Source organism: Methanococcoides burtonii DSM 6242 (assembly GCF_000013725.1).
GTDB lineage: Archaea > Halobacteriota > Methanosarcinia > Methanosarcinales > Methanosarcinaceae > Methanococcoides > Methanococcoides burtonii.
The window spans coordinates 1-19132 of the sequence record NC_007955.1 but is presented as its reverse complement, the minus strand read 5'-3'; the positions used below and the strand labels follow the sequence as shown (position 1 = coordinate 19132).

Annotated in this window: 30 protein-coding genes and 1 tRNA gene; all 31 read right to left on the bottom strand. The window is 43.9% G+C overall.

What is annotated here, in order from left to right; genetic code table 11:
• Window positions 1-43 precede the first annotated feature (43 nt).
• The 31 genes from MBUR_RS00160 to rpl3p all read right to left on the bottom strand — a co-directional run bounded on the left by MBUR_RS00160 (window position 44) and on the right by rpl3p (window position 18754).
• On the bottom strand, window positions 44-1237 hold the full coding sequence (locus MBUR_RS00160; protein WP_198003754.1) for an ammonia-forming cytochrome c nitrite reductase subunit c552: 1194 nt from the start codon (window positions 1235-1237) through the stop codon (window positions 44-46).
• Window positions 1238-1851: 614 nt separating this feature from the next.
• The gene (locus MBUR_RS12710; RefSeq protein ID WP_052286158.1) at window positions 1852-2364 is read right to left on the bottom strand and encodes a type II toxin-antitoxin system death-on-curing family toxin; all 513 of its coding nucleotides are present in this window, start codon (window positions 2362-2364) and stop codon (window positions 1852-1854) included.
• Window positions 2365-2650: 286 nt separating this feature from the next.
• A tRNA-Ser gene (locus MBUR_RS00150) sits at window positions 2651-2733 on the bottom strand.
• A 29-nt stretch (window positions 2734-2762) separates the two neighbouring features.
• Window positions 2763-3758 carry an RNA-guided pseudouridylation complex pseudouridine synthase subunit Cbf5 gene (locus tag MBUR_RS00145; RefSeq protein ID WP_011498216.1) on the bottom strand — a complete coding sequence of 332 codons (996 nt, stop codon included), beginning with the start codon at window positions 3756-3758 and terminating at the stop codon, window positions 2763-2765.
• A 20-nt stretch (window positions 3759-3778) separates the two neighbouring features.
• Entirely contained in the window at window positions 3779-4306 is a 528-nt protein-coding gene (gene cmk, locus MBUR_RS00140; protein ID WP_011498215.1) for a (d)CMP kinase, read from the bottom strand.
• 2 nt (window positions 4307-4308) lie between these two features.
• On the bottom strand, window positions 4309-4929 hold the full coding sequence (locus tag MBUR_RS00135) for a DUF106 domain-containing protein (RefSeq protein WP_011498214.1): 621 nt from the start codon (window positions 4927-4929) through the stop codon (window positions 4309-4311).
• Between the two features lie 19 nt (window positions 4930-4948).
• On the bottom strand, window positions 4949-5596 hold the full coding sequence (locus MBUR_RS00130; RefSeq protein WP_011498213.1) for an adenylate kinase: 648 nt from the start codon (window positions 5594-5596) through the stop codon (window positions 4949-4951).
• Window positions 5597-5617: 21 nt separating this feature from the next.
• Window positions 5618-7096 (bottom strand): preprotein translocase subunit SecY, encoded by a 1479-nt coding sequence (gene secY, locus MBUR_RS00125; RefSeq protein ID WP_011498212.1) that lies wholly within the window; start codon window positions 7094-7096, stop codon window positions 5618-5620.
• 105 nt (window positions 7097-7201) lie between these two features.
• Window positions 7202-7645 carry an uL15m family ribosomal protein gene (locus MBUR_RS00120; RefSeq protein WP_011498211.1) on the bottom strand — a complete coding sequence of 148 codons (444 nt, stop codon included), beginning with the start codon at window positions 7643-7645 and terminating at the stop codon, window positions 7202-7204.
• Window positions 7646-7649: 4 nt separating this feature from the next.
• Window positions 7650-8111: a 50S ribosomal protein L30 gene (locus tag MBUR_RS00115; protein ID WP_011498210.1), complete on the bottom strand. Its 462-nt coding sequence runs from the start codon at window positions 8109-8111 to the stop codon at window positions 7650-7652.
• Between the two features lie 2 nt (window positions 8112-8113).
• Window positions 8114-8749 (bottom strand): 30S ribosomal protein S5, encoded by a 636-nt coding sequence (locus MBUR_RS00110; protein ID WP_011498209.1) that lies wholly within the window; start codon window positions 8747-8749, stop codon window positions 8114-8116.
• Window positions 8750-8761: 12 nt separating this feature from the next.
• A complete protein-coding gene (locus tag MBUR_RS00105) occupies window positions 8762-9283 on the bottom strand; it encodes a 50S ribosomal protein L18 (RefSeq protein WP_011498208.1) in 522 nt (173 codons plus the stop codon).
• 59 nt (window positions 9284-9342) lie between these two features.
• Window positions 9343-9789 (bottom strand): 50S ribosomal protein L19e, encoded by a 447-nt coding sequence (locus tag MBUR_RS00100; RefSeq protein WP_011498207.1) that lies wholly within the window; start codon window positions 9787-9789, stop codon window positions 9343-9345.
• A 1-nt stretch (window position 9790) separates the two neighbouring features.
• The gene (locus MBUR_RS00095; RefSeq protein WP_011498206.1) at window positions 9791-10237 is read right to left on the bottom strand and encodes a 50S ribosomal protein L32e; all 447 of its coding nucleotides are present in this window, start codon (window positions 10235-10237) and stop codon (window positions 9791-9793) included.
• A 24-nt stretch (window positions 10238-10261) separates the two neighbouring features.
• Window positions 10262-10795, bottom strand: coding sequence for a 50S ribosomal protein L6 (gene rpl6p / locus MBUR_RS00090; RefSeq protein ID WP_011498205.1), 534 nt, complete (start codon window positions 10793-10795; stop codon window positions 10262-10264).
• A gap of 18 nt (window positions 10796-10813) precedes the next feature.
• Complete coding sequence (locus MBUR_RS00085; protein WP_011498204.1) at window positions 10814-11206, bottom strand: 30S ribosomal protein S8; 393 nt, start codon at window positions 11204-11206, stop codon at window positions 10814-10816.
• A gap of 11 nt (window positions 11207-11217) precedes the next feature.
• A complete protein-coding gene (locus tag MBUR_RS00080; protein ID WP_011498203.1) occupies window positions 11218-11370 on the bottom strand; it encodes a 30S ribosomal protein S14 in 153 nt (50 codons plus the stop codon).
• Entirely contained in the window at window positions 11370-11867 is a 498-nt protein-coding gene (locus MBUR_RS00075; RefSeq protein WP_048063435.1) for a 50S ribosomal protein L5, read from the bottom strand. Before MBUR_RS00075 ends, MBUR_RS00080 begins: the two co-directional genes overlap by 1 nt.
• 4 nt (window positions 11868-11871) lie before the next feature.
• Entirely contained in the window at window positions 11872-12627 is a 756-nt protein-coding gene (locus tag MBUR_RS00070) for a 30S ribosomal protein S4e (protein ID WP_048063104.1), read from the bottom strand.
• Entirely contained in the window at window positions 12587-12940 is a 354-nt protein-coding gene (gene rplX, locus MBUR_RS00065; RefSeq protein ID WP_011498200.1) for a 50S ribosomal protein L24, read from the bottom strand. The genes MBUR_RS00070 and rplX overlap by 41 nt, the downstream gene beginning before the upstream one ends.
• 10 nt (window positions 12941-12950) lie before the next feature.
• Complete coding sequence (locus tag MBUR_RS00060) at window positions 12951-13349, bottom strand: 50S ribosomal protein L14 (RefSeq protein WP_011498199.1); 399 nt, start codon at window positions 13347-13349, stop codon at window positions 12951-12953.
• A complete protein-coding gene (locus tag MBUR_RS00055) occupies window positions 13346-13675 on the bottom strand; it encodes a 30S ribosomal protein S17 (protein WP_011498198.1) in 330 nt (109 codons plus the stop codon). Before MBUR_RS00055 ends, MBUR_RS00060 begins: the two co-directional genes overlap by 4 nt.
• A 5-nt stretch (window positions 13676-13680) precedes the next feature.
• The gene (rnp1, locus tag MBUR_RS00050; protein WP_011498197.1) at window positions 13681-13986 is read right to left on the bottom strand and encodes a ribonuclease P protein component 1; all 306 of its coding nucleotides are present in this window, start codon (window positions 13984-13986) and stop codon (window positions 13681-13683) included.
• Between the two features lies 1 nt (window position 13987).
• Window positions 13988-14191, bottom strand: coding sequence for a 50S ribosomal protein L29 (gene rpmC / locus MBUR_RS00045; RefSeq protein WP_011498196.1), 204 nt, complete (start codon window positions 14189-14191; stop codon window positions 13988-13990).
• Window positions 14192-14193: 2 nt separating this feature from the next.
• Entirely contained in the window at window positions 14194-15108 is a 915-nt protein-coding gene (locus MBUR_RS00040; RefSeq protein ID WP_011498195.1) for a 30S ribosomal protein S3, read from the bottom strand.
• Entirely contained in the window at window positions 15108-15563 is a 456-nt protein-coding gene (locus MBUR_RS00035; protein WP_011498194.1) for a 50S ribosomal protein L22, read from the bottom strand. Before MBUR_RS00035 ends, MBUR_RS00040 begins: the two co-directional genes overlap by 1 nt.
• Before the next feature lie 10 nt (window positions 15564-15573).
• A complete protein-coding gene (locus MBUR_RS00030; protein WP_011498193.1) occupies window positions 15574-15987 on the bottom strand; it encodes a 30S ribosomal protein S19 in 414 nt (137 codons plus the stop codon).
• Between the two features lie 16 nt (window positions 15988-16003).
• Window positions 16004-16717, bottom strand: a complete 714-nt coding sequence (locus MBUR_RS00025; protein WP_011498192.1) for a 50S ribosomal protein L2 — start codon at window positions 16715-16717, stop codon at window positions 16004-16006.
• Between the two features lie 11 nt (window positions 16718-16728).
• On the bottom strand, window positions 16729-16977 hold the full coding sequence (locus MBUR_RS00020; RefSeq protein ID WP_011498191.1) for a 50S ribosomal protein L23: 249 nt from the start codon (window positions 16975-16977) through the stop codon (window positions 16729-16731).
• Entirely contained in the window at window positions 16974-17735 is a 762-nt protein-coding gene (gene rpl4p / locus MBUR_RS00015) for a 50S ribosomal protein L4 (RefSeq protein ID WP_011498190.1), read from the bottom strand. The genes MBUR_RS00020 and rpl4p overlap by 4 nt, the downstream gene beginning before the upstream one ends.
• Window positions 17736-17740: 5 nt before the next feature.
• Window positions 17741-18754 carry a 50S ribosomal protein L3 gene (rpl3p, locus tag MBUR_RS00010; protein ID WP_011498189.1) on the bottom strand — a complete coding sequence of 338 codons (1014 nt, stop codon included), beginning with the start codon at window positions 18752-18754 and terminating at the stop codon, window positions 17741-17743.
• Window positions 18755-19132 lie beyond the last annotated feature (378 nt).

Genomic DNA, 19132 nt, shown 5'->3' with positions numbered 1-19132 from the left:
GCAAAAGTAGTTAAGAAAAGGATAGAAGGAGAGGGATAAGATATTAGCGCCCTTTCCTTACAATAAAAGCCACTGCAGCAAGAAGTGCTATTGAGATGAAAGCACTGAACCCAGGAACCGGTTTTTCAGCTTCATCGGAACCATCGCCTGCAATTATGACCTTGTTGAACAGTTCTTCTGAGGCCACGAGATCATTTGTAACGGTCTCAAGGTTGTGTATCCCAAGACTTCCATCATTCTCTATTTTTGTCAGATAAAATTGACCGTTGTTGTAGTTTGCCCTTTGTGCCTCATATGAGTCAGTGCCGTTAATGCTCTCAAGTGCATTGCCTGCTTTTTCTTTTAATGAGTTCAGAGCAGAGATATGCGATTCAATAGGAGCCTGTTTATCCTCTATCAATGAGGCTAATGACGACTGATGACAGAGACTGCAGTTGTTCCCGGAATCAGGATTCGACAATCGTTCCGCATCAAAGTCGAATGTGTGCCCGGTTTCAACAACTTCATCATTAGAGATCTGCACCATGTGACAATCGACACAACCAATGGATGTAGGATGAGACCCATCCACATATCCAGAAGTGCTTACCAATTCCCACTGCGCATGTCTTACTACCGGAGTGTTGCCATCCATGACCACACCTTCGGTGTTATGGCAGTTCCCACACAGAAGGACCGAATCATCTATTCGAGGACCAGTATCGTGAGGATCATGACATGCAGCACATGAGATTGCCCATTCTTCCACAACTTCAAGATCATGAATACCTCCTTCATCCAGAGCATAAGGTTCAGCGTCTGCAATGTTCAATATACCCCCATCAGTGCTCTTGCATGCAACACATGATGCCCCACTATTCAGAACATAAGGCTCAGCAACTTCTGTTGGTTCTGAATGGCTTGCAATAGCCTCCATATCGAAGTCAGCTTCACCGAATTCGTTCCATTCATCATAAACACCTGAATGGCAGTCCCCGCAAACTTCAGAAGAAAGGCTGACGTTAGGCGCAGACGTGAACGGCGCAGATATATGAGCATCAAACCCGCCCGGTGATGCTGTATGACATATCTCACAGGATGCAGACCCGTGAGGTGATGAGCTCCAGACCGCATAAGTTTCCCCATGGCAGTCGCCACATTCTTCAAAGTCTACCGCCCCCACAACAGTTGTTAAAAATAGCAATACTGTTGTAACTACTACTATTGATCTTAAGATTTCCCCCATCATATGAATCATGTTAATATTGGACATTCCGGACATATAAAGATTTCTGATAGAGATTTAAGATTAGAGAGAATATAGAATCATGGCCTTTCATGTGATACCACAAATGAACTTGTTTCAAAGCTTAAGAACCGTGGTGATTTGTTGGCTGTTGGAAAAGAAACTATTGTGAAGATGGTTTGATTGATATATTCTTCAATGTTACAATTCATTTTATATGCATGTTTATACTTTATAGGTTGACAATATTACTTATATTTTAGATATAATAAATGTCTAACAAAAAAGGATGATAACTAATTATAGGAAGTTATCGTAAACTTTAAGTCTAATATGCTTATTTAGAGCTACTAAATTCAGCGCGATAATTAATTTAGTCTGTAAACAGTTATATCATTTTACAGATATATTTATTAATTGAGAATCAAAATTAAAAAAAAATATTGATTATTTATTTACACTTGGGGTGAAAAGGATGTTCAAAAAATGTATGGAAAAAATAAGTTTATCTCAAAAATATGATTCTTTAAAAGCTTTATCTACGAATGAAAAATTATTTTTAGAAGAGTACGTTGAGGACAACCGAGAACTTTTGAAGAAATTGTCCGAAATGTAAACTCCTTTTTTTATTTTTTGTTAATATTGCCCCCATTGTCATTAGGTTTTGGGCAGCATATTTTAAAAAGATTCCAAACTTGTAAGTACAAACCAAATCTTGTTTTTCTGAATAGCAAATCTATTTTAAATCTAAGCTTTCCAATGTGGTGTGAGTTAGCAGTTAGCCACAATTCAGTGTCTTCAACTTCCATTTGATACTTAGCAATACTTACTAAAAAGTCAAGTCGTTCTTTGCTATTTGCAGTAATTCTGTAACCTTTTGACTCAAGAAGAATGGATGCCACTGCAAATCCTGTCCTTTTGTTTCCATTATTAAATGCATGTCTTCTAGTGATTGAATCAAGAATTAGAGCTGCATTTCGGATTGGACTGTTATCGTTGCTAACCCGCCACTCAAATAGCCCTTCAAGAACTCCAATATCATGAATACCAGGTAAATAATCATCTGGATTTATAGCTTTATCTAATTCGATTATAAAATCATGAATTTGAATTATTTTATTAACATCTCTATTGCTCATATTCATACCATTAATTTAATTTTCCATAATCAGATCTCAAATTGTTTTTAATGTATTTATAGATTTTTTTATGTATCTGTATTATGAACATGAGTAGATATATTTTTCATCCCCATTTCCCTCTATCCTGCTATACTTAAGAATATACTCCCCATCGGTATCTTAACCTACATAGCAGAGGGACAAAAATACTATATTTACTAATATCTACTTTAATATATAAAATGGAGTACAATCAAAATAAATAGATCAACGACATCAACAAAAGCACTAAAAAAGAATTATACGCCGAGGGGGAGATTCGAACTCCCGAGGGGTCAAGCCCCACAAGCTTTCCAGGCTTGCGCCCTACCACTAGACTACCTCGGCAAAAATGCCAGATTCGTGCTGACTGGCGTTTATTTCGCCTTCCAGCACCTTGGATAAATAGCGGCATCCATTATTACCCTTTCGGTAATACAGGCTATGCCGTGACTTTCATTTTCAAGTTCATCTGCATTCATGAATGACCTGCAAAGTGCCACAGCTTCTCCTTTTAGAGTGAAAACGGCAATTTTGTCATCTTTTTGGATGCATTTACTGAATGAAACGATACCGGGAACTGCAAGGGAAGCACCCCTGCAAACAGCATCTACAGCACTATCACGAATGATGATCTTCGGCAGATGGGACAGACCTTCTTCCATTGGACGTACCAATTTGCGTAGTTCAGACTCATCGCCATCTTCCTGCCAGAACACGCATGCATCCTTGAGGTCATATAGTGATACAAGCGTATCCTCCCTGAACGGACCCGTTCCGGTTCTTCGAAGCTGCTTCATGTGACCGCCACAACCAAGGACAAGGCCGATGTCATGACAGAGTTTGCGAAGATATGTCCCTGCCTCACAACCCACTCTCATGAGCACTTCCCTACCTTCGATCTCAAGGACATCCAGATAATAGATGTTCCTGATCCTCAATTGCCTTTTGACAGCAGAGATAATTGGAGGGGTCTGGTAGATAGGACCTGTGAATTCCTTGCATGCTTTTCGGATCTTCCTATCAGGGATGTCATCATGCAAATGCATAACACAAATGTACTCTTTTCCGGAAAGACGCAGAGCTGAGACCGCTTTTGTTGCCCTGCCAAGCATCACGGGAAGCAGACCAGTTACATGCGGATCAAGTGATCCGGAATGTCCTGCTTTTTTCACACCGAGCATATCCCTTACCCATGCTGTGACCTCGTGACTGGTTGGGCCTATTGCCTTATCGATGTTCACAACACCCATATTAATATACTCAAGGATCGGTCGGTCCTGAGGAAGACAACCATATGCTGCATTGGTAGTTGCGTGAAATTTTTCCACCATAATATTAACATCTTTGGGAGAACGTTTAGATGAAACCATGAACTAAAACTCCATTAAAATTAAAAACTACCAGAGGCATCAATTGCTTTCTTAAGCATATCTGTGATCACAAACTGATCCCAGCGACTGGAATCGATTACTAAGTCATAGACAGAGAGATCATGGATATCAATAGAATGGATCTCTTTGTAGCGAAGAGCCTCTGAAGCTTCACGCTCTACAGTTTCCTGCATGCGTACATCAAAAGAAGAACCTTCCCTGTCAACTATTCTCTTAACACGCACTTCAAGAGGGGCCTTTATCCATATTTTAAGTGCTTTTTTTGCCATTTGACCAGCAAGTCTGCCCTCAAGTATAAGATTATCTGAAGAATTGGCGATATCTGATTGTCTCTTATCAATCTCGACATCAATGCTTGGATCAGATTCAGCGAGACGACCGAATTCAGCAAGGGTCACGCCACGTTCTTTTGCAAGACCCCTGAAAACATCACCTGCGGATATTATATCCACAGAATAATGTTCGGCCAGCAGTTTTCCCACAGTAGTAGTCCCACTGCCAGGCAAACCACTAATAGTCAGTAGCATGCTTAGACGCCACCGATATTAAGTGCTTTACGTACTACCTGGCTGATAGCCAGTGATGTAATGAAATACCAGAAGATCCAGTACTGAATAGGACCAATCACAGTCTCGACCAATATCTGGGTTCCCCAGAATGGAAATTCAAGGGATGCACCCGGATGACCACTTATGTAGTGGTATGCCCACATAAAGAGCGGAAGAGAGATTATACTGATATATGCCATTGGCTTGAACTGCTGTTTTGACATCTCCATCTGGTCGCCCATCATATCAGCACGCTGCTCTTCCAGTTTTTTAACCATATAGGTATTCTGGGAAAGCTGTGCCTCACGAAATTCCTTCTGGAATGACTTCATGCGCTCCTGTGTGTTACGCATCAGGTCCCAGTCAATTGTATACTTCTGTATGAGGGATGCATAAAGAGCAGTAATAGCTGCCATTATGAACAGCATTATGTGGAAGTTGCCTTCACCGACCATCATACTGATAGGATCCATAAAGACACCCATGATAGCACCGATGGACTCTCTTCCTTCCTGCCCAAGTACAACAATACCTATCATTAAAGAAATACCGACCGCCAGAACAAATTTTTCTGCGGTCTTCTTAAAATTAGAATCTGCCATGCGTCACACCTGTTTTTGTTTATTTGTACTGATCAAGGGTTTTACAGATATCCGAAAATATCCGATCTATTGCACCAGTACCATCGATGTCCACAAGAAGACCTTTCTCACCATAATAGCTTATGAGAGGTTGTGTCTTTTCCTTGTATGAATCAAGCCTCTGCCTGATAACATCTTCCTTGTCATCGTCACGCTGGTAAAGATCCGCACCACATGCATCACAAACATTCTCCTTTTTAGGAGGGTTGAACTTCATATGATAGCTTTCACCACACGTACACACGTACCTGCCACAAAGGCGGGTGACAAGTTCCTCATCAGCAACATCTATATTCAGTACGACCTCTAAAGGCATGCCGATCTCCACAAGAATCGAAGATAAAGCATCTGCCTGAGGAGTTGTCCTTGGATACCCATCAAGAAGATAGCCAGGCTTACAATCAGATTCAGCCAGACGGTTCTTTATGACACCAATAAGCACCTCATCAGGAACCAGTTCGCCTTTATCCATATAGCCCTTTGCTTCTTTACCAAGTTTAGTACCATCGCGCACATTAGCCCTCAGGATATCACCGGTAGATATGTGAGGGATCTGATAATGCTTATCAAGTTCTTTGGCCTGGGTGCCTTTTCCTGCACCCGGTGGACCAAACAATACAACATTCATCAATATATCTCCATTATTTAATTATTCCTGTCCGAAGAATGATCTGACCATTGGATGCATTTCCATCATCTGTTCAGATGCAATGTCCTCATACAGGCGATACACAATACTTACTGTAAGCAACAATCCAGTACCTCCAGCACCACCAATGGTACCGAGCAAACTTGCCAGAAGTGTCAGTACACCAATGAAAGCACCACCAATGATAGTGACCTTCGGGATGTACCTGAGCATTACTTTCTCGATACTTCCGACATTACGCCTGAAACCTGGGATCTGCATACCTGAATTGAATACCTTTTGAGCCGTTGGTTTTGCACCCATTCCGGTCGTTTCGATCCAGAACAGAGCGAATATGATACCACCTGCGATCAAGAAGAACGCATCAACGAACACATGCAACCCGACCTGCCACATTGATGGAACAGGAGCACCATATCCAGTGAACGTTTCCCTCACGAGTGATGGGATCCAGTCATAAGGACTGTTAATCGGTGAAATATAATACATGATGCCGTTGATAGGCGTTGAACCATAATATTCACCAAGTACGTTGATACCACGTCCTGAAAGCAGCAGACCTATCATCTGAAGGTTTGCCTGAAGTGCCCTTACAAGGATCATCGGAAGAACTGAAGCATATATAAGTTTTACGGGGAATCTGCCTCTAGCACCTCTCACTGCACTATGTGCAAGAGGTATCTCGATACGAGTACTCTCCACGAACACGACCATTAGGAATATAGCTACTGTACTGATCAGTGCAAGTATCCCACCTCTAATGAGCAGGAACATTACGCCTTCACTGGTCGCGATGTAATCCAACCCCACATTCTGGACTATGTATATCCATTTCGGAAGGATACCAATTGGAAGACCCGTAGTGTCAAGACCCCAATTGAACAGACCTGTTACGATCTGCTGGGAAACACCGGCCACGATGAAAAGTCCTACACCGGAACCAATTCCCCATTTTGAAACGATCTCATCCATAAAGAGGATAAGAACTCCACCAATACAGATCTGGATAAAGATGATCGCAGTAACGGCTCCGAGCCCTACTCCAAGTGCTGATGCTACACCAGCATCAGGCTGGATATAACCACCAACTATCTGTGGCAGAGCTTCAAGAATAATCATGACAAAGACCATAAATTTCTGTGCACCCTGGAAGAATGCCTGGTCTGCAGGATCGGACATATTGAGTTTGATAACATCAGCACCAACAAGAAGCTGAAGTACGATAGATGCGGTAACAATAGGACCTATACCCAACAGCATCAAAGAACCAGATGCTCCTGCGAAGAAAGCACGATATTGTTCGAACAGGTCAATAGAATCACTTGAAAGACCAAACAGTGGAATATTCGCCAGAGCGAAATAAAGCACAAGTATTCCAAGAGTCCACATTAACTTGTTTTTAAAATGCACATGCCCTTCCGGACTAGCTACGGCGGGCAATCTATTAAAAATCGGTTCCAAACTCTCCCTTAGACTCATTAACTACACCCTTAAATTAGGTTTGAAATCCAATAACAGGACATCAAAATCATTTGTACAGTATAATGATTGATAACAAATATAAAAGTAATGTCTAAAAAGACATTACTCTTTAAGTTCTACGCAGGATCCACCTGCAGTTTCGATCTTGCCCCTTGCAACTTCTGAGAAATTGCATGCAGTAACAACCATATTCTTTGTTACTTTTCCGGTACCAAGAACTTTTTCAATTTCCAGATCTGCAAGGTCCATGACATATGCTCCAGCTTCAAGCTTTGCAAAGCCATCTTCTACGAGCTGATCTGCAAGTTCATCAAGTTCGCCTACATTCACGACAGAAACATCATGTATCGCCTTTAATGGACGAGAAAAACCACGTTCGCTCCCACGTATGTAACCGAGCTGAAGAGCCCTTGTGAAGTGGTGTTTGTTTTCACCAGATCTACCACGGCCACCACGGTTACCTGCACCGCGCCGGTTCTTTGTAGTTCCGCCACCACATGTACGGGAACCCCTGAACTTCTTTGTGTTGCATTTTCTGCTAGTCATAACATCACCTCATCTTGTTCAAAAGTGCCTTGATATCATCGCCATGGTTTCCAAGGACACCGCCCTGTTGAGCAGTCCTTTTGATACCAGCGTGTCCCTTCCTTGGAGGGTGAAGCCTGAAAACAGGTTTCAACAGTGGGACATCGGTGATCTTTGCATCATCATTAACAAGAGCTTCTGCAAAGGAAGCAATGGAAGCAAACTCGGAGTTTTCCTTCACATATTCATCGGTAAGACGAGCATCGCCTTCCAACCTTCCACGTTTGCTGAGTACCTCAGTCAGTGATTCAACATCGACAGTACCGTATGCGATGTAGTCCTTTGACTTCTGGATCATACCCTTATTGTTAGGGGTATCCTGAAGGAAGACGCAATGGTTGACCTTGTGTAAACGGAGCATGCCGAGGGTATCCTCGATCTTGCCGCTTACATTTACCGGGCCTCTAACTCTAACTACTGCGAACATTTTTAGGCCTCCGTCTCATCGAAAACGATTGGACGCCTTACAGTGCCTGTGTTCATCAAAGCATTGTATGTTGCCTTTGCGAAGTTGAGGGTTGTCCTGGTCTGACCTTCGGTACGTGTCCAGACATCTTTGACGCCTGCTTTTTCAAGCACCTTTCTTGCAGTGCCTCCTGCAGCAAGACCAAGCCCACGAGGAGCAGGCTTGAGAACCACAGTTACACTACCTGCTTTACCATTGACCTCTGAAGGAACGGTGTGTGGAAGTCCACACCCACATTCCCATGATCCGCATCCACGTTTGATACGTGTGATGTTGATCTTTGCATTGTCAATAGCTTTTCTGATAGCAGGTCCTACCTGTACATCTTTTGCCTGACCAAGTCCTACGAAACCGTCTCCGTTTCCAACGATAACAGTAGCCCTGAACTTGACACGCCTTCCGGAGTCAGTCATTCTCTGAACCATGTTAATGTCGAGAACTTCGTCTTCAAGTTCAGGTAATAATAGATCTACTATTTTTGATTCCCTTATAGGCAGACCGGAATCCATAGCTTCATCCATGGATGTGACCTGTCCATCAAAGACAAGCTTTCCGAGCCTTGTCTGTGGAACCCATTCTTCATTATATTCATATGCCATATTAACCACACCTTAACTGAACTCGGCAAGGATCTTTTCCTTTACTGCATCGAACACTTCAGGCAGATTTGATCCTTCCATGTATTCTGCAACATGTTCTCCCCTTATGCGCTCATCGGATGGGAACACTGAGGAGTTGTGAGGAACATCCAGTCCTGAATCAACAACACCTTTAAGTGCTGCGTAGACACGGGAACCTGCGGATGATGCCTGAATACCGATATCCAACACACCGCTCTCATAGCCTTCAGCAAGTGTCTTGTAACCAAACAAGAGCCCTGTGAGGTATGCTGCGGTAGTGTTACCTGTCGATCCTTCATAGCCGTATTTTGCAAGCTCTTTTGAGATCGCGGATGACAGTGTTACATCCCCATTTGCATCGGGTGCAACAAGCTGTATCTGCATGTGCCTTGCGCTCTTACGCACAACAACACGGTCCTCTCTTGACAAAAGCAACCTGAGTCTCTGGTGATAATCTGTACGCCCTTCCCTTCGTCGCCTGAATGCAACTTTATAACGGGGTCCTGTAGCCATATTAGATCCTCCACATCAGTTTAACATTTAAATTTGTTTTCATTGTTCATTCCTCAGGCTTACTCTTTCTTTGCAATATTGAGGTGTGTTTCCATATGAGCCAAGTTCTTGTACTCGCCACCCTTTGCCTTACGGTAAGCTTTGCAGAATGCGGATTTATCAAGTGTACCATCTGCTCGAAGCTCTTTGAGCTTCCTTCTGAGAGCACGGATCTTCTTCATCCACTGTTCTTTTCGAGGATTACGCGCACCTTTTGTACCTTTGCGGGAACCATGCCCCTTACGGTGACCGTACCTGCGCTTTGCATCCCTTGCTCTTGCTCGTCCACGGCTAACGCCTTTCACAGCTTCTGCTTTAATGCTTCCACTTGCGATAAGACCACGGATATCTTCCCTTGTGATAGCAACAGCGATATCGCTAGATGCTTCAGGATTTAACCAAACTCTGTGAACACCGCATCCAAGCACTTTAGCTGCAAGTCTTTTTTGGTTTGTGAGATCAGTCATCTCACTCACTCCTTGTTGGGTTCAATATCTTGATTCCCAGTTCTACAGCTTTTGCTTCAATAAGAGCTTTCTTTCTTGCGCCAACAGTCCTTCCGATCCTGATAGCCTCAAGTGAAGCATCAACACCTTCTATTCCTGCAAGATTGTTCACAAGAACTTCTGAGTAGCCAGATGGATGAAGACCTTTTACTGCTTTAGGGCTTCCATATCCTGCCTGCACAACTGCACCTTTTGCTTTAATGCCCTTGCGCTGTTTACCCTGAAGACCCCTTGGACGTCTCCAGTTAGAATCCAGACGCTTGTACTTGTGTGAATCGGCCCTTTTGAAATCAGGCTTTTTGCCCTTCTGGACCTTTCTTACATTGAAAAGTCTCTTGGACTCTTCATCAAGTGCAAGTTCAGTGGACACTGCTTCCTTCATGTTAGTTTCATTAACTGTATCTTCCATTCAGATCACCTACAATATCTCTTCTTACACCCTCTTGTCTACGATGTATATACCATCCTGGAACACACGTGGGTCGAAACGCTTGATCTTGGTCTTCTGCTCAATGTTAGCAGCGGTCTGACCGACATCTTCCTTGTTGATACCAGAGACAATTACCTCATCGCCACTTGCCTTTACAGAGGTTTCACCAAGGATATTTGATACCCTGGGCTTCTTCTCACCAAGGAAATTGTTGATGACGAACTTCTTGCCATTGACCTTGATCTGCATTGGAAAGTGAGAATAGACCACTTTCATATGGTACTCAAAACCATCCACAACACCTTTCATCATATTGGTGATGTGGGAGGTATATGTTCCAACCATTGCTTTCTGTTTTTTCCTCGATGAAGCAGAGTCAACGATAATTTCTGAACCGTTCACTTCAATATTCACGCCTGGATACCACAAGAATCTTGTATTGGTACCTTTGGGCCCTGAAGCAGACAGGACGTTCTTCTCAAACGTCACTGTCACACCTTCAGGAATCGAGATTATTTTCTTGATTTCTTTTGCCATATCATCTCACCCTTAATCTTAGTATACAAATGATAATAACTGACCACCGACATTGTTCTCACGAGCCTCGTACTGGGAGATCACTCCCTTAGGGGTTGTGAGGATCAATACACCAAAGTTCTTAGCAGGAAGGAATTGTTTCTCCCATCTCTCGAACTCGGTTACTCCTACGGAGTAGCGTGGCTTGATAGCTCCACATTTGTTAATACGTCCAATAAGTTCAACTGTATAAACTCCAGCCTTACCATCCTCTACGAACTCAAAATCACCGATATATCCACGGTCATTCATGACCTTAAGGACATTTCCAATGAGTTTTGATGCAGGTCTGATCGTACAGGAATCTTTACCAACAGCTTCTGCGTTCTTGATAATAGATAACGCATCAGCAAGAGGATCTAATAATACCATATCTGTTCACCTCACGAATATTTTTCAAATCCCATGTCATGGGCAATTTCCCTGAAACAATGCCTGCAAAGATATATCCCATACTTGCGCACAAGACCCTGCTTTCTGCCGCATCTTTTACACTCGTTTGCGCCTCTTCCAAAGTTCTTCACTGTCTGAGTCATTATTCTACCTCCACAGCATACTTATCCTTAAAGAAAGATATTGTATCCTCTTTTGTAATCTTGTGGGAAGTTGGTATCTTTCGTTTTGCGATCCTTCGTTTACTCACCCTGTAACCAGGACGATTTACAACCACAGTGATATCCATTCCAAAGATACCGATGTTTGGATCGTATCTCATGCCTGGATAATCGGTGTGCTCTTCAACACCAAATGAAACATTACCAAAGATATCAAACTGGGACTCATTGAGCCTTTTCTCAACGATTCCCAATGAAGTCTCAAGAAAACCTTCTGCTGCTTCGCCACGAAGTGTGACCTTACATCCGATAGGCTCTCCCTTTTTGATAGTGAATGCTGGAAGTGTCCTCTTTGCATAGCTCCTGACAACTGTCTGTCCGGTAATTGTCTCAAGGATACCTTCTGCATCAACAAGGTGCTGACCACTTTCACCAACGCCCATGTGGACGACTACCTTCTCGACCTTAGGATTTCTCATTGGATTACTCAACAGTTTCACCACCTATGAAGATCTCTGGTTTTGATTCACCGATCACGAACACATAATCTTCGATGGTCTCGAATTCAATCTCACCGGAGATAGTAACTGTGTTGTTCTTGGAACTTTTCACTGTATTGATCTCTTTGATAGATCCAACTTCGCCTGCATGGCTTCCACCAACGATCATTGCAAGATTGCCCACTTCATATTTGATGTGTTTGACGACCTTTTTGTCTGGAACGGACAGGATTATTGAATCCTTGGTATTGTAATTGTTGGAACCAATGATATTGACACCATCGTTAAGACGCATCTGGATCTTACCTTCTTTGATAGAGGTCTTACCTTCAATGCGGCACAATTTGTCAGCACCTGTTCCATCAAGCTTGTTCAACACAAGTCTGCTCTTTCCATCGAGCATTACGCGGTATTCCACGTTGTTCAATGGGATGGTAATAATATCCATCAGACCTACAGGGAACCTAAGGTCTTTCCTTGCTACTCCGTCAACAAGTACATTGCCTTCAGAGAGTACTCTCTTTGCCTCTGCGCGGTTATCGACAACACCGAGCATATCCCTGAGTATAACTGCTAATGGGATGCTCTGGAGTCTGTTGTGAGGACCAGGCCTTGTGGATGTTATCCATTTGTTGGATTTCTTTGAGATCTGCCAGCTTTTTGGGACAGATATCCTCTTTTGATGAGTGGCCACGAAATCACCTACCTCTTGATAATATTGAATCTCTATGTTTATCATTCATTTCTAGTGATGTGATCATCACATTTGAAGGATAGATCGGCCTTGGAACCTCGGTTCCATCCACCTTGCTGACAGAAACACCTTCTACAACAATTGTTCCGCTCTTCAAGGATAATGCCTCGACCTTTCCTTTAGTACCTGCATGGTCACCACGCATCACAATTACAGTGTCACCTACAATGACATTTGCACTGCGACCGTATTTACCACGAAGGGCCTTTGACAGAGGTGCCGCCATGTACTTCTGCTTCATGTGAAGTGGAGCCTCGTAACGTGCTTTCCTCTGTTTCCTTGGCTGTTTTGATACCATATTTAACACCTCACACAATCATAGATGCAGTTGTACCGATCTTAGGGAACCTTTCTGCTGCTTCTCTTGCAACAGGACCTTTGATATCAGTTCCTTTTGGAATTCCTTTGTCATCCACGATAACTACAGCATTGTCCTCGAATGCGACCCTGATGCCATCTGGACGACGGAATTCCTTCTTCTGGCGTACAATGACTGCGTAAAGGATCTGCTTACGCATTTCCGGAGTACCCTTCTTTACAGATACAACACACATGTCACCAATGCCCCCTTTAGGCATCCTGTTCTTTACACCTCTGTACTTCTTGACAGAGATAATCTCTACGGTACGTGCTCCAGTATTATCAACACATTCGATCTTAGCACCAGCATTCAGTGCACGTGGGATCTTTGAACGAATACCCCTCATGCCTTCACCTCCGCCTTGACAACTACGTATGATTTTGTTTTACTGAGAGGGCGGCATTCCGCGATGGTCACAATATCTCCAACCTTTGCATCAATGCAAGGTGGATTGTGAGCGTGGATCTTTGATTGCCTCTTCTCATATCTCTGGTATTTATTTATCAGTTTTTCACGCCTCTGTTGAATTACCACTGTACGATCCATTTTGGCGCTTACAACAGTACCGACGTGGATCTGTCCCCTAACGGGGAGTTCGCCATGGAACGGACAATTAATATCATCACATTCCTTTGTTGGCTCGGGTATATCCAATCCAATGTCTTTTGCCATGATTATTACCTCATGCGAATTTTCCTAATGTTCTTGACTCTATTCTCGGGTTGTGAGAGCAATAATGTCCCGAATATTTTAACACGTTGATCGTGATCGGCAGATGATGAGGGAAGATGGAACACAAACGTAGTCCCGTTCTTTGGAACCATTTTTTCGTGCGTGTCTTCCGTTTCGATAATAAGCATATTGCGCGTCTCGTCTATCACTCTGCCACAAATATTGATTAGTTTGGGATTTGTTGACTCAAATACTTCCGCATAAAGCCCGATAAGCTCGTGAAAGATCAAATTAGAAGGCAATGCTTCCAATTCAGATCTCCTTCAATTCGTGCTGAATCGTCTTTATCTTTGCGACTGTCCTTCTAAGCTCTCCGACCCTGCCAGGATTATCTGGAGCGCCACCTGCTGATGCAAGTGCTCGTTCACGGATAAGTTCACTGCGGATCTTTACAAGCTCATCCTCACGTTCGTGAGGGGTCATGTCCCTTATTTCTTTTGTACGAAGAATTGCCATGATCAGCTCTCCCTGTGCATACGTCCGGTTGGATGCCAGTAGTCGTGTCCACCATGTTTGTGTTGCCAGACACCGTTGACCTCGCGGCGCTCCTCGCCTTCTTCGGTAACAGATTCCCCGGTAATCATATCAGCTTCTACTTCTGATGCTGCCACTTCTTCAACTGTCTCTTCAACGGTCTCAGCTTCAGCCTTTGCTGTTTCCTCGACCACTGCTTCCTCAGCTTCTGCAACTTCACCTTTAGCTTCTACCTCAACGAGTTCCTCGATACCTGCGCTCTTCTCTTCTTCAACAGGAGTAGAAACCAATGAACCAAGTTCTTCGGCGTTCTTCAACCTGTATGAGTCTGGAAGAACTGCATCTGGGTGAATGATACGTACTTTACAACCAAGGGTACCGAGTTTCTTGACAGCGGTAGCAAAACCATCATCGACTATATCATCGACAGGCTTTCCTGCATGTTTGATGTAACCATTGACCATCTTTTCTACCCTTGACCTTGAACCAGTCAATTTACCAGAGATGACGATCTCGCAGCCAAGTGCACCAGCATTCATGACAGCACGCATGGTGTTGTGTCCAGCCTTTCTGAAGTACCACCCACGTTCGATGGAGGATGCAAGTCTTGATGCCATCATCTGTGCATTGAGTTCCGGCCTCTTGACTTCCTGTGCATCGATCTGAGGATTGTCCAGATCGTATAATCGGTCTACATCACGAGTGAGCTTCCTGATTACCTTTCCAGCCTTTCCAATAACCATACCTGGTTTTTCAGCATATACAGTGATCTGGGTTCCCATAGGAGTACGGTTGATATCCATACCACCATAGCCAGCTCTGCTGAGTTGTTTTGCAAAATATTCATCCATGGATGCTTTTACATATCCATCCTGAACGAACTTTTTCTCTACCGCCATTAGCGCACCTCGCTTATGATCATCTCAAGATTTACAGTTTCTGTGTTCTCTGGACTTGCCCTTCCACGGGCCCTTGGTCTCATACCATGGATCACACGGCCACGGTTCATTGCTGTATGTGCAATGAACATATGTTCCGGGTTTAAGCCTTTATATTCTGCGTTACTTTCTGCATTCTTGAGCAACTTAAGCATCTCAGATGCCACCTTAACAGGATAGCGACCTGCTGCCATTGGTCCTTTTCTGTGACCTAAGCTGTCATTGTGCCTTCCGAAAGGTACTGCCTGCTTTAAGATAACAACATCTTCAAGATATTGTCTTGCTGCGTTTGTGCGCATGCCCTTGATAGCCTTGCAGAGTTCACGGGATTTCTTAGGTGAAATGTGAAGCTCTGAACCCATTGCTTTCGCACTGGTCTCAGCATCAAGCTCTGTAGTATATTTGATCCTTGCCATTCATATCACCTTATTTCAATGGTACGAACTTACTGGAACGTGTTGCACCGACACCAGCGCTTCCGTGGGAAACCCTGTTACGTGTAGGTGAATATTCACCGAACCTGTGCCCGATCATTTCAGGCATGATCTCGATCTTCACGAATTCTTTACCGTTATAGACCTCGAGATTCTTACCGATCATTTCAGGGAAGATTATCATGTTCCTGAAATGCGTGCGTACGCTTTCCTTTCCGTCTCTGAACTGTTGCAGAACACCTTTCTGTGAATCAGAAAAGCCCCGGCGTATAGACCGGCGTTCCTTTGCAGGCAAGAGTTCCGCAAAATCTTCAAAGCTCATTTCCTGGAGCTGTGCTACCGTCTTACCACGGAAGGTATATTCTCCTTTTCGCTTTGGTAACCTTGAAGTTGATTTTTTTGCCATGTTAATACCTCTTTACTTAACGTTTTCCGGTCCTACGTGCTGCGATATGACCAACCTTTCTACCTGGTGGTGCATTCCTGCTGACTGTGGTCGGCTTACCTGGATGCTTTCTGTTACCTCCACCGAACGGGTGATCGACAACGTTCATAGCAATACCTGATACACGAGGGTACTTAGCTGCCCTTGCTTTCATCTTGTGGTATTTCTTTCCTGCTTTAAGGAATGGCCTGTCAACTCTACCGCCACCAGCAACAATACCGATCGTTGCTCTGCATTTAGGATGGAACCACTTTAACACACCAGATGGCATCCTGACAACTACTTTGCTTAGCTCACGGGATACAAGTGTTGCATAAACACCTGAGGAGCGCGCATATTGTCCACCATCGTTTGGTTTGGATTCAATGTTACAGATAGGGATACCTTCAGGGATCTCTGCAAGAGGAAGCGTGTTACCTGGCTTGACCTCTGCGGAAACACCGCAGGAAAGCTTCTCGCCAACAGAAATTCCCTCAGGAACAACTATAAACTGCTTCTTTCCGTTCTCAAAAGCGACCATTGCGATCGGAGCTGACCTTGCAGGGTCATGTTCGATACCTATAACTGTACCATTTAGAGTGCTTTCCTCATCCACGCGTGGGTGTTTGAGTTCAGCTTTATATTTATGGGATGGAGCCCTGTATGTTGGACTTCCACGACCCCTGTTCTGGGATATAATTCGTTTAGCCATGGACTTTCACCTCACACCAATCCAATCCTTGTTGCGATCTCATGTGCAGCATCCGTCTCATTGAATGTCACAAGTGCCTTTTTCAAGCCTTTCATTGTGGTCATGGTACAGACTGACTTTACAGTAAAACCATACATCTTAACCACATCGTTTTCCACCTGAGTCTTGTTAGCACGTGTGTCAACAACGAACTGAAGCTTATTTTCGTCCATGAGCATCATTGCTTTTTCAGTGATGAATGGATATCTGATAGCATTCATAAGAACATACCCTCCATGTTGGTTATTGCAGATTGGGTCCAGACTGTGAGTCTGCCTGCGTGGGTACCTGGTGCAAGAAGCTCTGCGTTAAGAGCAGTTACTGTTGCAACATCAACACCTGGAAGGTTGTTTGCTGCCTTGCTGAGTAGACTTTCTTCGCCTGTGACGATCAGAACGCTCTTTCGGTTCTTGTACTTACGTCCTCTGCGTTTACCTTTACCTGCCCTTATGTGTTTACCCTCTTTAGCGCGGATAATATCATCATAAAGACCAGCTGCCTGAAGAAAACTGATGACCTCTTTGATCTTTACAAGACCTTCGATAGCATCATCTGCAACGAAAGGAACCTCTGCAGTGAACTTGTGGCCACGGGCCTTTACAAGGTCAGCATCGATAGTTGCTGCAATTGCAGATCTGACTGCAAGACGCTTTTCCTTCTTGTTGATCTTCTCTGTACGGTCGGTCTCGGTCTTTGGTGGATGTGCACGCCTACCTCCCACTGCCTGTGGAATTCTTGCGACACGACTACCATTTGAGATCCTTGGAACCTGTGCAACGCCTCTTCCTGATCCCCAGGAGTGTGCTGACGTCTGCATACCTGCATAGAGCTTGGTACCGTATGGCTGGAGTCTGTTTGCCTGAGCAGAAAGGACCGCCTTCTTAATAAGGTCAGGTCTGAAAATCTCACTGAAAACTTCCGGCAATGCAATCTCGCCTTTGGAATTTCCGGATAAATCGATAATATTTGCTGTTGTCATTCACATCACCCCTGCAGTGTTTGAGTGCTAACGTGCATGATCTGAGGCTCGCCAATGCTGGATACCTTTGACCTTGTTGGCTCCCTGAGTCTGATCAACCTTTTGGATGGACCTGGAACACTTCCTTTGATAAGGATGTAGTTTCCACGAACAAGACCGTAGTTAACAAAACCACCAGCTGGATTGACCTCATCAACATCAGAGGACATCTTCAAGATCCTCTTGTTGTAGTCGGTTCTCTGGTGATAACCCATCTGACCTGCCTGTGGAACTCTCCAGCTCACGTGTGCAGGAGTCCATGGACCGAGTGTACCTACCTGTCTCAAACTTCCCTGACGGGAGTGTTTGTTCTTCATTAGATTGATGCCCCATCTCTTTACAGGACCCTGTGTACCATGCCCGGTTGTGATCGCTGCGACATCGACGATCTTGCCGTTGTCGAATACATCAGAGATCTCCACCATTGTACCCAGAACTGTCTTAGCATACTCGAACTTTGCTTTCACATCAGAACCACTTACACCAGTTTCCATCACATCAGGTACCTTTTTAGGTACACCAGTAAGAGTGGATGGTAAAGTGTATGTGATGAGCCTGATATCATTTGCACGTCCGCTTTCAACAAGAGTCTCAAGCTTCTCAAGTGATGCATTCACATCAGGGTTCTTTGCGGTCTTGAGCCTGCGGCTAAGATCCTTGTCAAGAACGTCTGTCCATGCTTCTGCAATAGCGATTTCACCATAGGTGTCTTTGCCATATGCACGAATTGCTGCAACACGGATAGCTGGAGTTTCGATGATAGTAACAGGAACGGATATTTCAGTACCCTCTGTAAGACTATGCTTAACGTCGTCGATCATGATTACATGGGTCATGCCTACCTTGTAACCTGCAAAGCCCTGAAGCTTTGGTTCAGCGTCTGACTCTGGCCATGATCTAAACCTTGGTATGTGGCTTTGTGATCGCTTGCGTGGACTGTATGCAAGTGAACCGCGCCTTGGTCTGTGTCCTTTTGCCATTTATATTCTCCTCCTATTTCAATTATTTTTGAAACAATGTTTCATTTATTCATGATGTAGGACAAGACAATTAGAAAAGTATAATCTTACGTGATGTACTAATACCCCTGCCCAGCTCAAATAGAACCACTGGCAGATCGAACATATACATTCACGCAGGAAGCAAGATAACTAACATACTGGACTGACCTGATTAATAACCGGTCTGTCCGTCCTCAATCATCTCTAGAAGATTTAGCCAGTTAGCATTCCTTAATGCACATTTGTACACAAAGAAGGGCATTCCGAGAAGAGGCCCATGAACACTTACTGTCAAACCCGACTTTTCACACTTGCTTATTCCTACGTTATGATCTTCAATGATGTAATAATAGCAAT

What these genes read in the sequence shown, in the direction of transcription:
- MBUR_RS00160 (WP_198003754.1), bottom strand. Translation starts at nt 1,237, where the DNA reads ATGATTCATATGATGGGGGAAATCTTAAGATCAATAGTAGTAGTTACA.
- MBUR_RS12710 (WP_052286158.1), bottom strand. Translation starts at nt 2,364, where the DNA reads ATGAGCAATAGAGATGTTAATAAAATAATTCAAATTCATGATTTTATA.
- MBUR_RS00145 (WP_011498216.1), bottom strand. Translation starts at nt 3,758, where the DNA reads ATGGTTTCATCTAAACGTTCTCCCAAAGATGTTAATATTATGGTGGAA.
- cmk (WP_011498215.1), bottom strand. Translation starts at nt 4,306, where the DNA reads ATGCTACTGACTATTAGTGGTTTGCCTGGCAGTGGGACTACTACTGTG.
- MBUR_RS00135 (WP_011498214.1), bottom strand. Translation starts at nt 4,929, where the DNA reads ATGGCAGATTCTAATTTTAAGAAGACCGCAGAAAAATTTGTTCTGGCG.
- MBUR_RS00130 (WP_011498213.1), bottom strand. Translation starts at nt 5,596, where the DNA reads ATGAATGTTGTATTGTTTGGTCCACCGGGTGCAGGAAAAGGCACCCAG.
- secY (WP_011498212.1), bottom strand. Translation starts at nt 7,096, where the DNA reads ATGAGTCTAAGGGAGAGTTTGGAACCGATTTTTAATAGATTGCCCGCC.
- MBUR_RS00120 (WP_011498211.1), bottom strand. Translation starts at nt 7,645, where the DNA reads ATGACTAGCAGAAAATGCAACACAAAGAAGTTCAGGGGTTCCCGTACA.
- MBUR_RS00115 (WP_011498210.1), bottom strand. Translation starts at nt 8,111, where the DNA reads ATGTTCGCAGTAGTTAGAGTTAGAGGCCCGGTAAATGTAAGCGGCAAG.
- MBUR_RS00110 (WP_011498209.1), bottom strand. Translation starts at nt 8,749, where the DNA reads ATGGCATATGAATATAATGAAGAATGGGTTCCACAGACAAGGCTCGGA.
- MBUR_RS00105 (WP_011498208.1), bottom strand. Translation starts at nt 9,283, where the DNA reads ATGGCTACAGGACCCCGTTATAAAGTTGCATTCAGGCGACGAAGGGAA.
- MBUR_RS00100 (WP_011498207.1), bottom strand. Translation starts at nt 9,789, where the DNA reads ATGACTGATCTCACAAACCAAAAAAGACTTGCAGCTAAAGTGCTTGGA.
- MBUR_RS00095 (WP_011498206.1), bottom strand. Translation starts at nt 10,237, where the DNA reads ATGGAAGATACAGTTAATGAAACTAACATGAAGGAAGCAGTGTCCACT.
- rpl6p (WP_011498205.1), bottom strand. Translation starts at nt 10,795, where the DNA reads ATGGCAAAAGAAATCAAGAAAATAATCTCGATTCCTGAAGGTGTGACA.
- MBUR_RS00085 (WP_011498204.1), bottom strand. Translation starts at nt 11,206, where the DNA reads ATGGTATTATTAGATCCTCTTGCTGATGCGTTATCTATTATCAAGAAC.
- MBUR_RS00080 (WP_011498203.1), bottom strand. Translation starts at nt 11,370, where the DNA reads ATGACTCAGACAGTGAAGAACTTTGGAAGAGGCGCAAACGAGTGTAAA.
- MBUR_RS00075 (WP_048063435.1), bottom strand. Translation starts at nt 11,867, where the DNA reads ATGAGAAATCCTAAGGTCGAGAAGGTAGTCGTCCACATGGGCGTTGGT.
- MBUR_RS00070 (WP_048063104.1), bottom strand. Translation starts at nt 12,627, where the DNA reads ATGATAAACATAGAGATTCAATATTATCAAGAGGTAGGTGATTTCGTG.
- rplX (WP_011498200.1), bottom strand. Translation starts at nt 12,940, where the DNA reads ATGGTATCAAAACAGCCAAGGAAACAGAGGAAAGCACGTTACGAGGCT.
- MBUR_RS00060 (WP_011498199.1), bottom strand. Translation starts at nt 13,349, where the DNA reads ATGAGGGGTATTCGTTCAAAGATCCCACGTGCACTGAATGCTGGTGCT.
- MBUR_RS00055 (WP_011498198.1), bottom strand. Translation starts at nt 13,675, where the DNA reads ATGGCAAAAGACATTGGATTGGATATACCCGAGCCAACAAAGGAATGT.
- rpmC (WP_011498196.1), bottom strand. Translation starts at nt 14,191, where the DNA reads ATGGCAATTCTTCGTACAAAAGAAATAAGGGACATGACCCCTCACGAA.
- MBUR_RS00040 (WP_011498195.1), bottom strand. Translation starts at nt 15,108, where the DNA reads ATGGCGGTAGAGAAAAAGTTCGTTCAGGATGGATATGTAAAAGCATCC.
- MBUR_RS00035 (WP_011498194.1), bottom strand. Translation starts at nt 15,563, where the DNA reads ATGGCAAGGATCAAATATACTACAGAGCTTGATGCTGAGACCAGTGCG.
- MBUR_RS00030 (WP_011498193.1), bottom strand. Translation starts at nt 15,987, where the DNA reads ATGGCAAAAAAATCAACTTCAAGGTTACCAAAGCGAAAAGGAGAATAT.
- MBUR_RS00025 (WP_011498192.1), bottom strand. Translation starts at nt 16,717, where the DNA reads ATGGCTAAACGAATTATATCCCAGAACAGGGGTCGTGGAAGTCCAACA.
- MBUR_RS00020 (WP_011498191.1), bottom strand. Translation starts at nt 16,977, where the DNA reads ATGAATGCTATCAGATATCCATTCATCACTGAAAAAGCAATGATGCTC.
- rpl4p (WP_011498190.1), bottom strand. Translation starts at nt 17,735, where the DNA reads ATGACAACAGCAAATATTATCGATTTATCCGGAAATTCCAAAGGCGAG.
- rpl3p (WP_011498189.1), bottom strand. Translation starts at nt 18,754, where the DNA reads ATGGCAAAAGGACACAGACCAAGGCGCGGTTCACTTGCATACAGTCCA.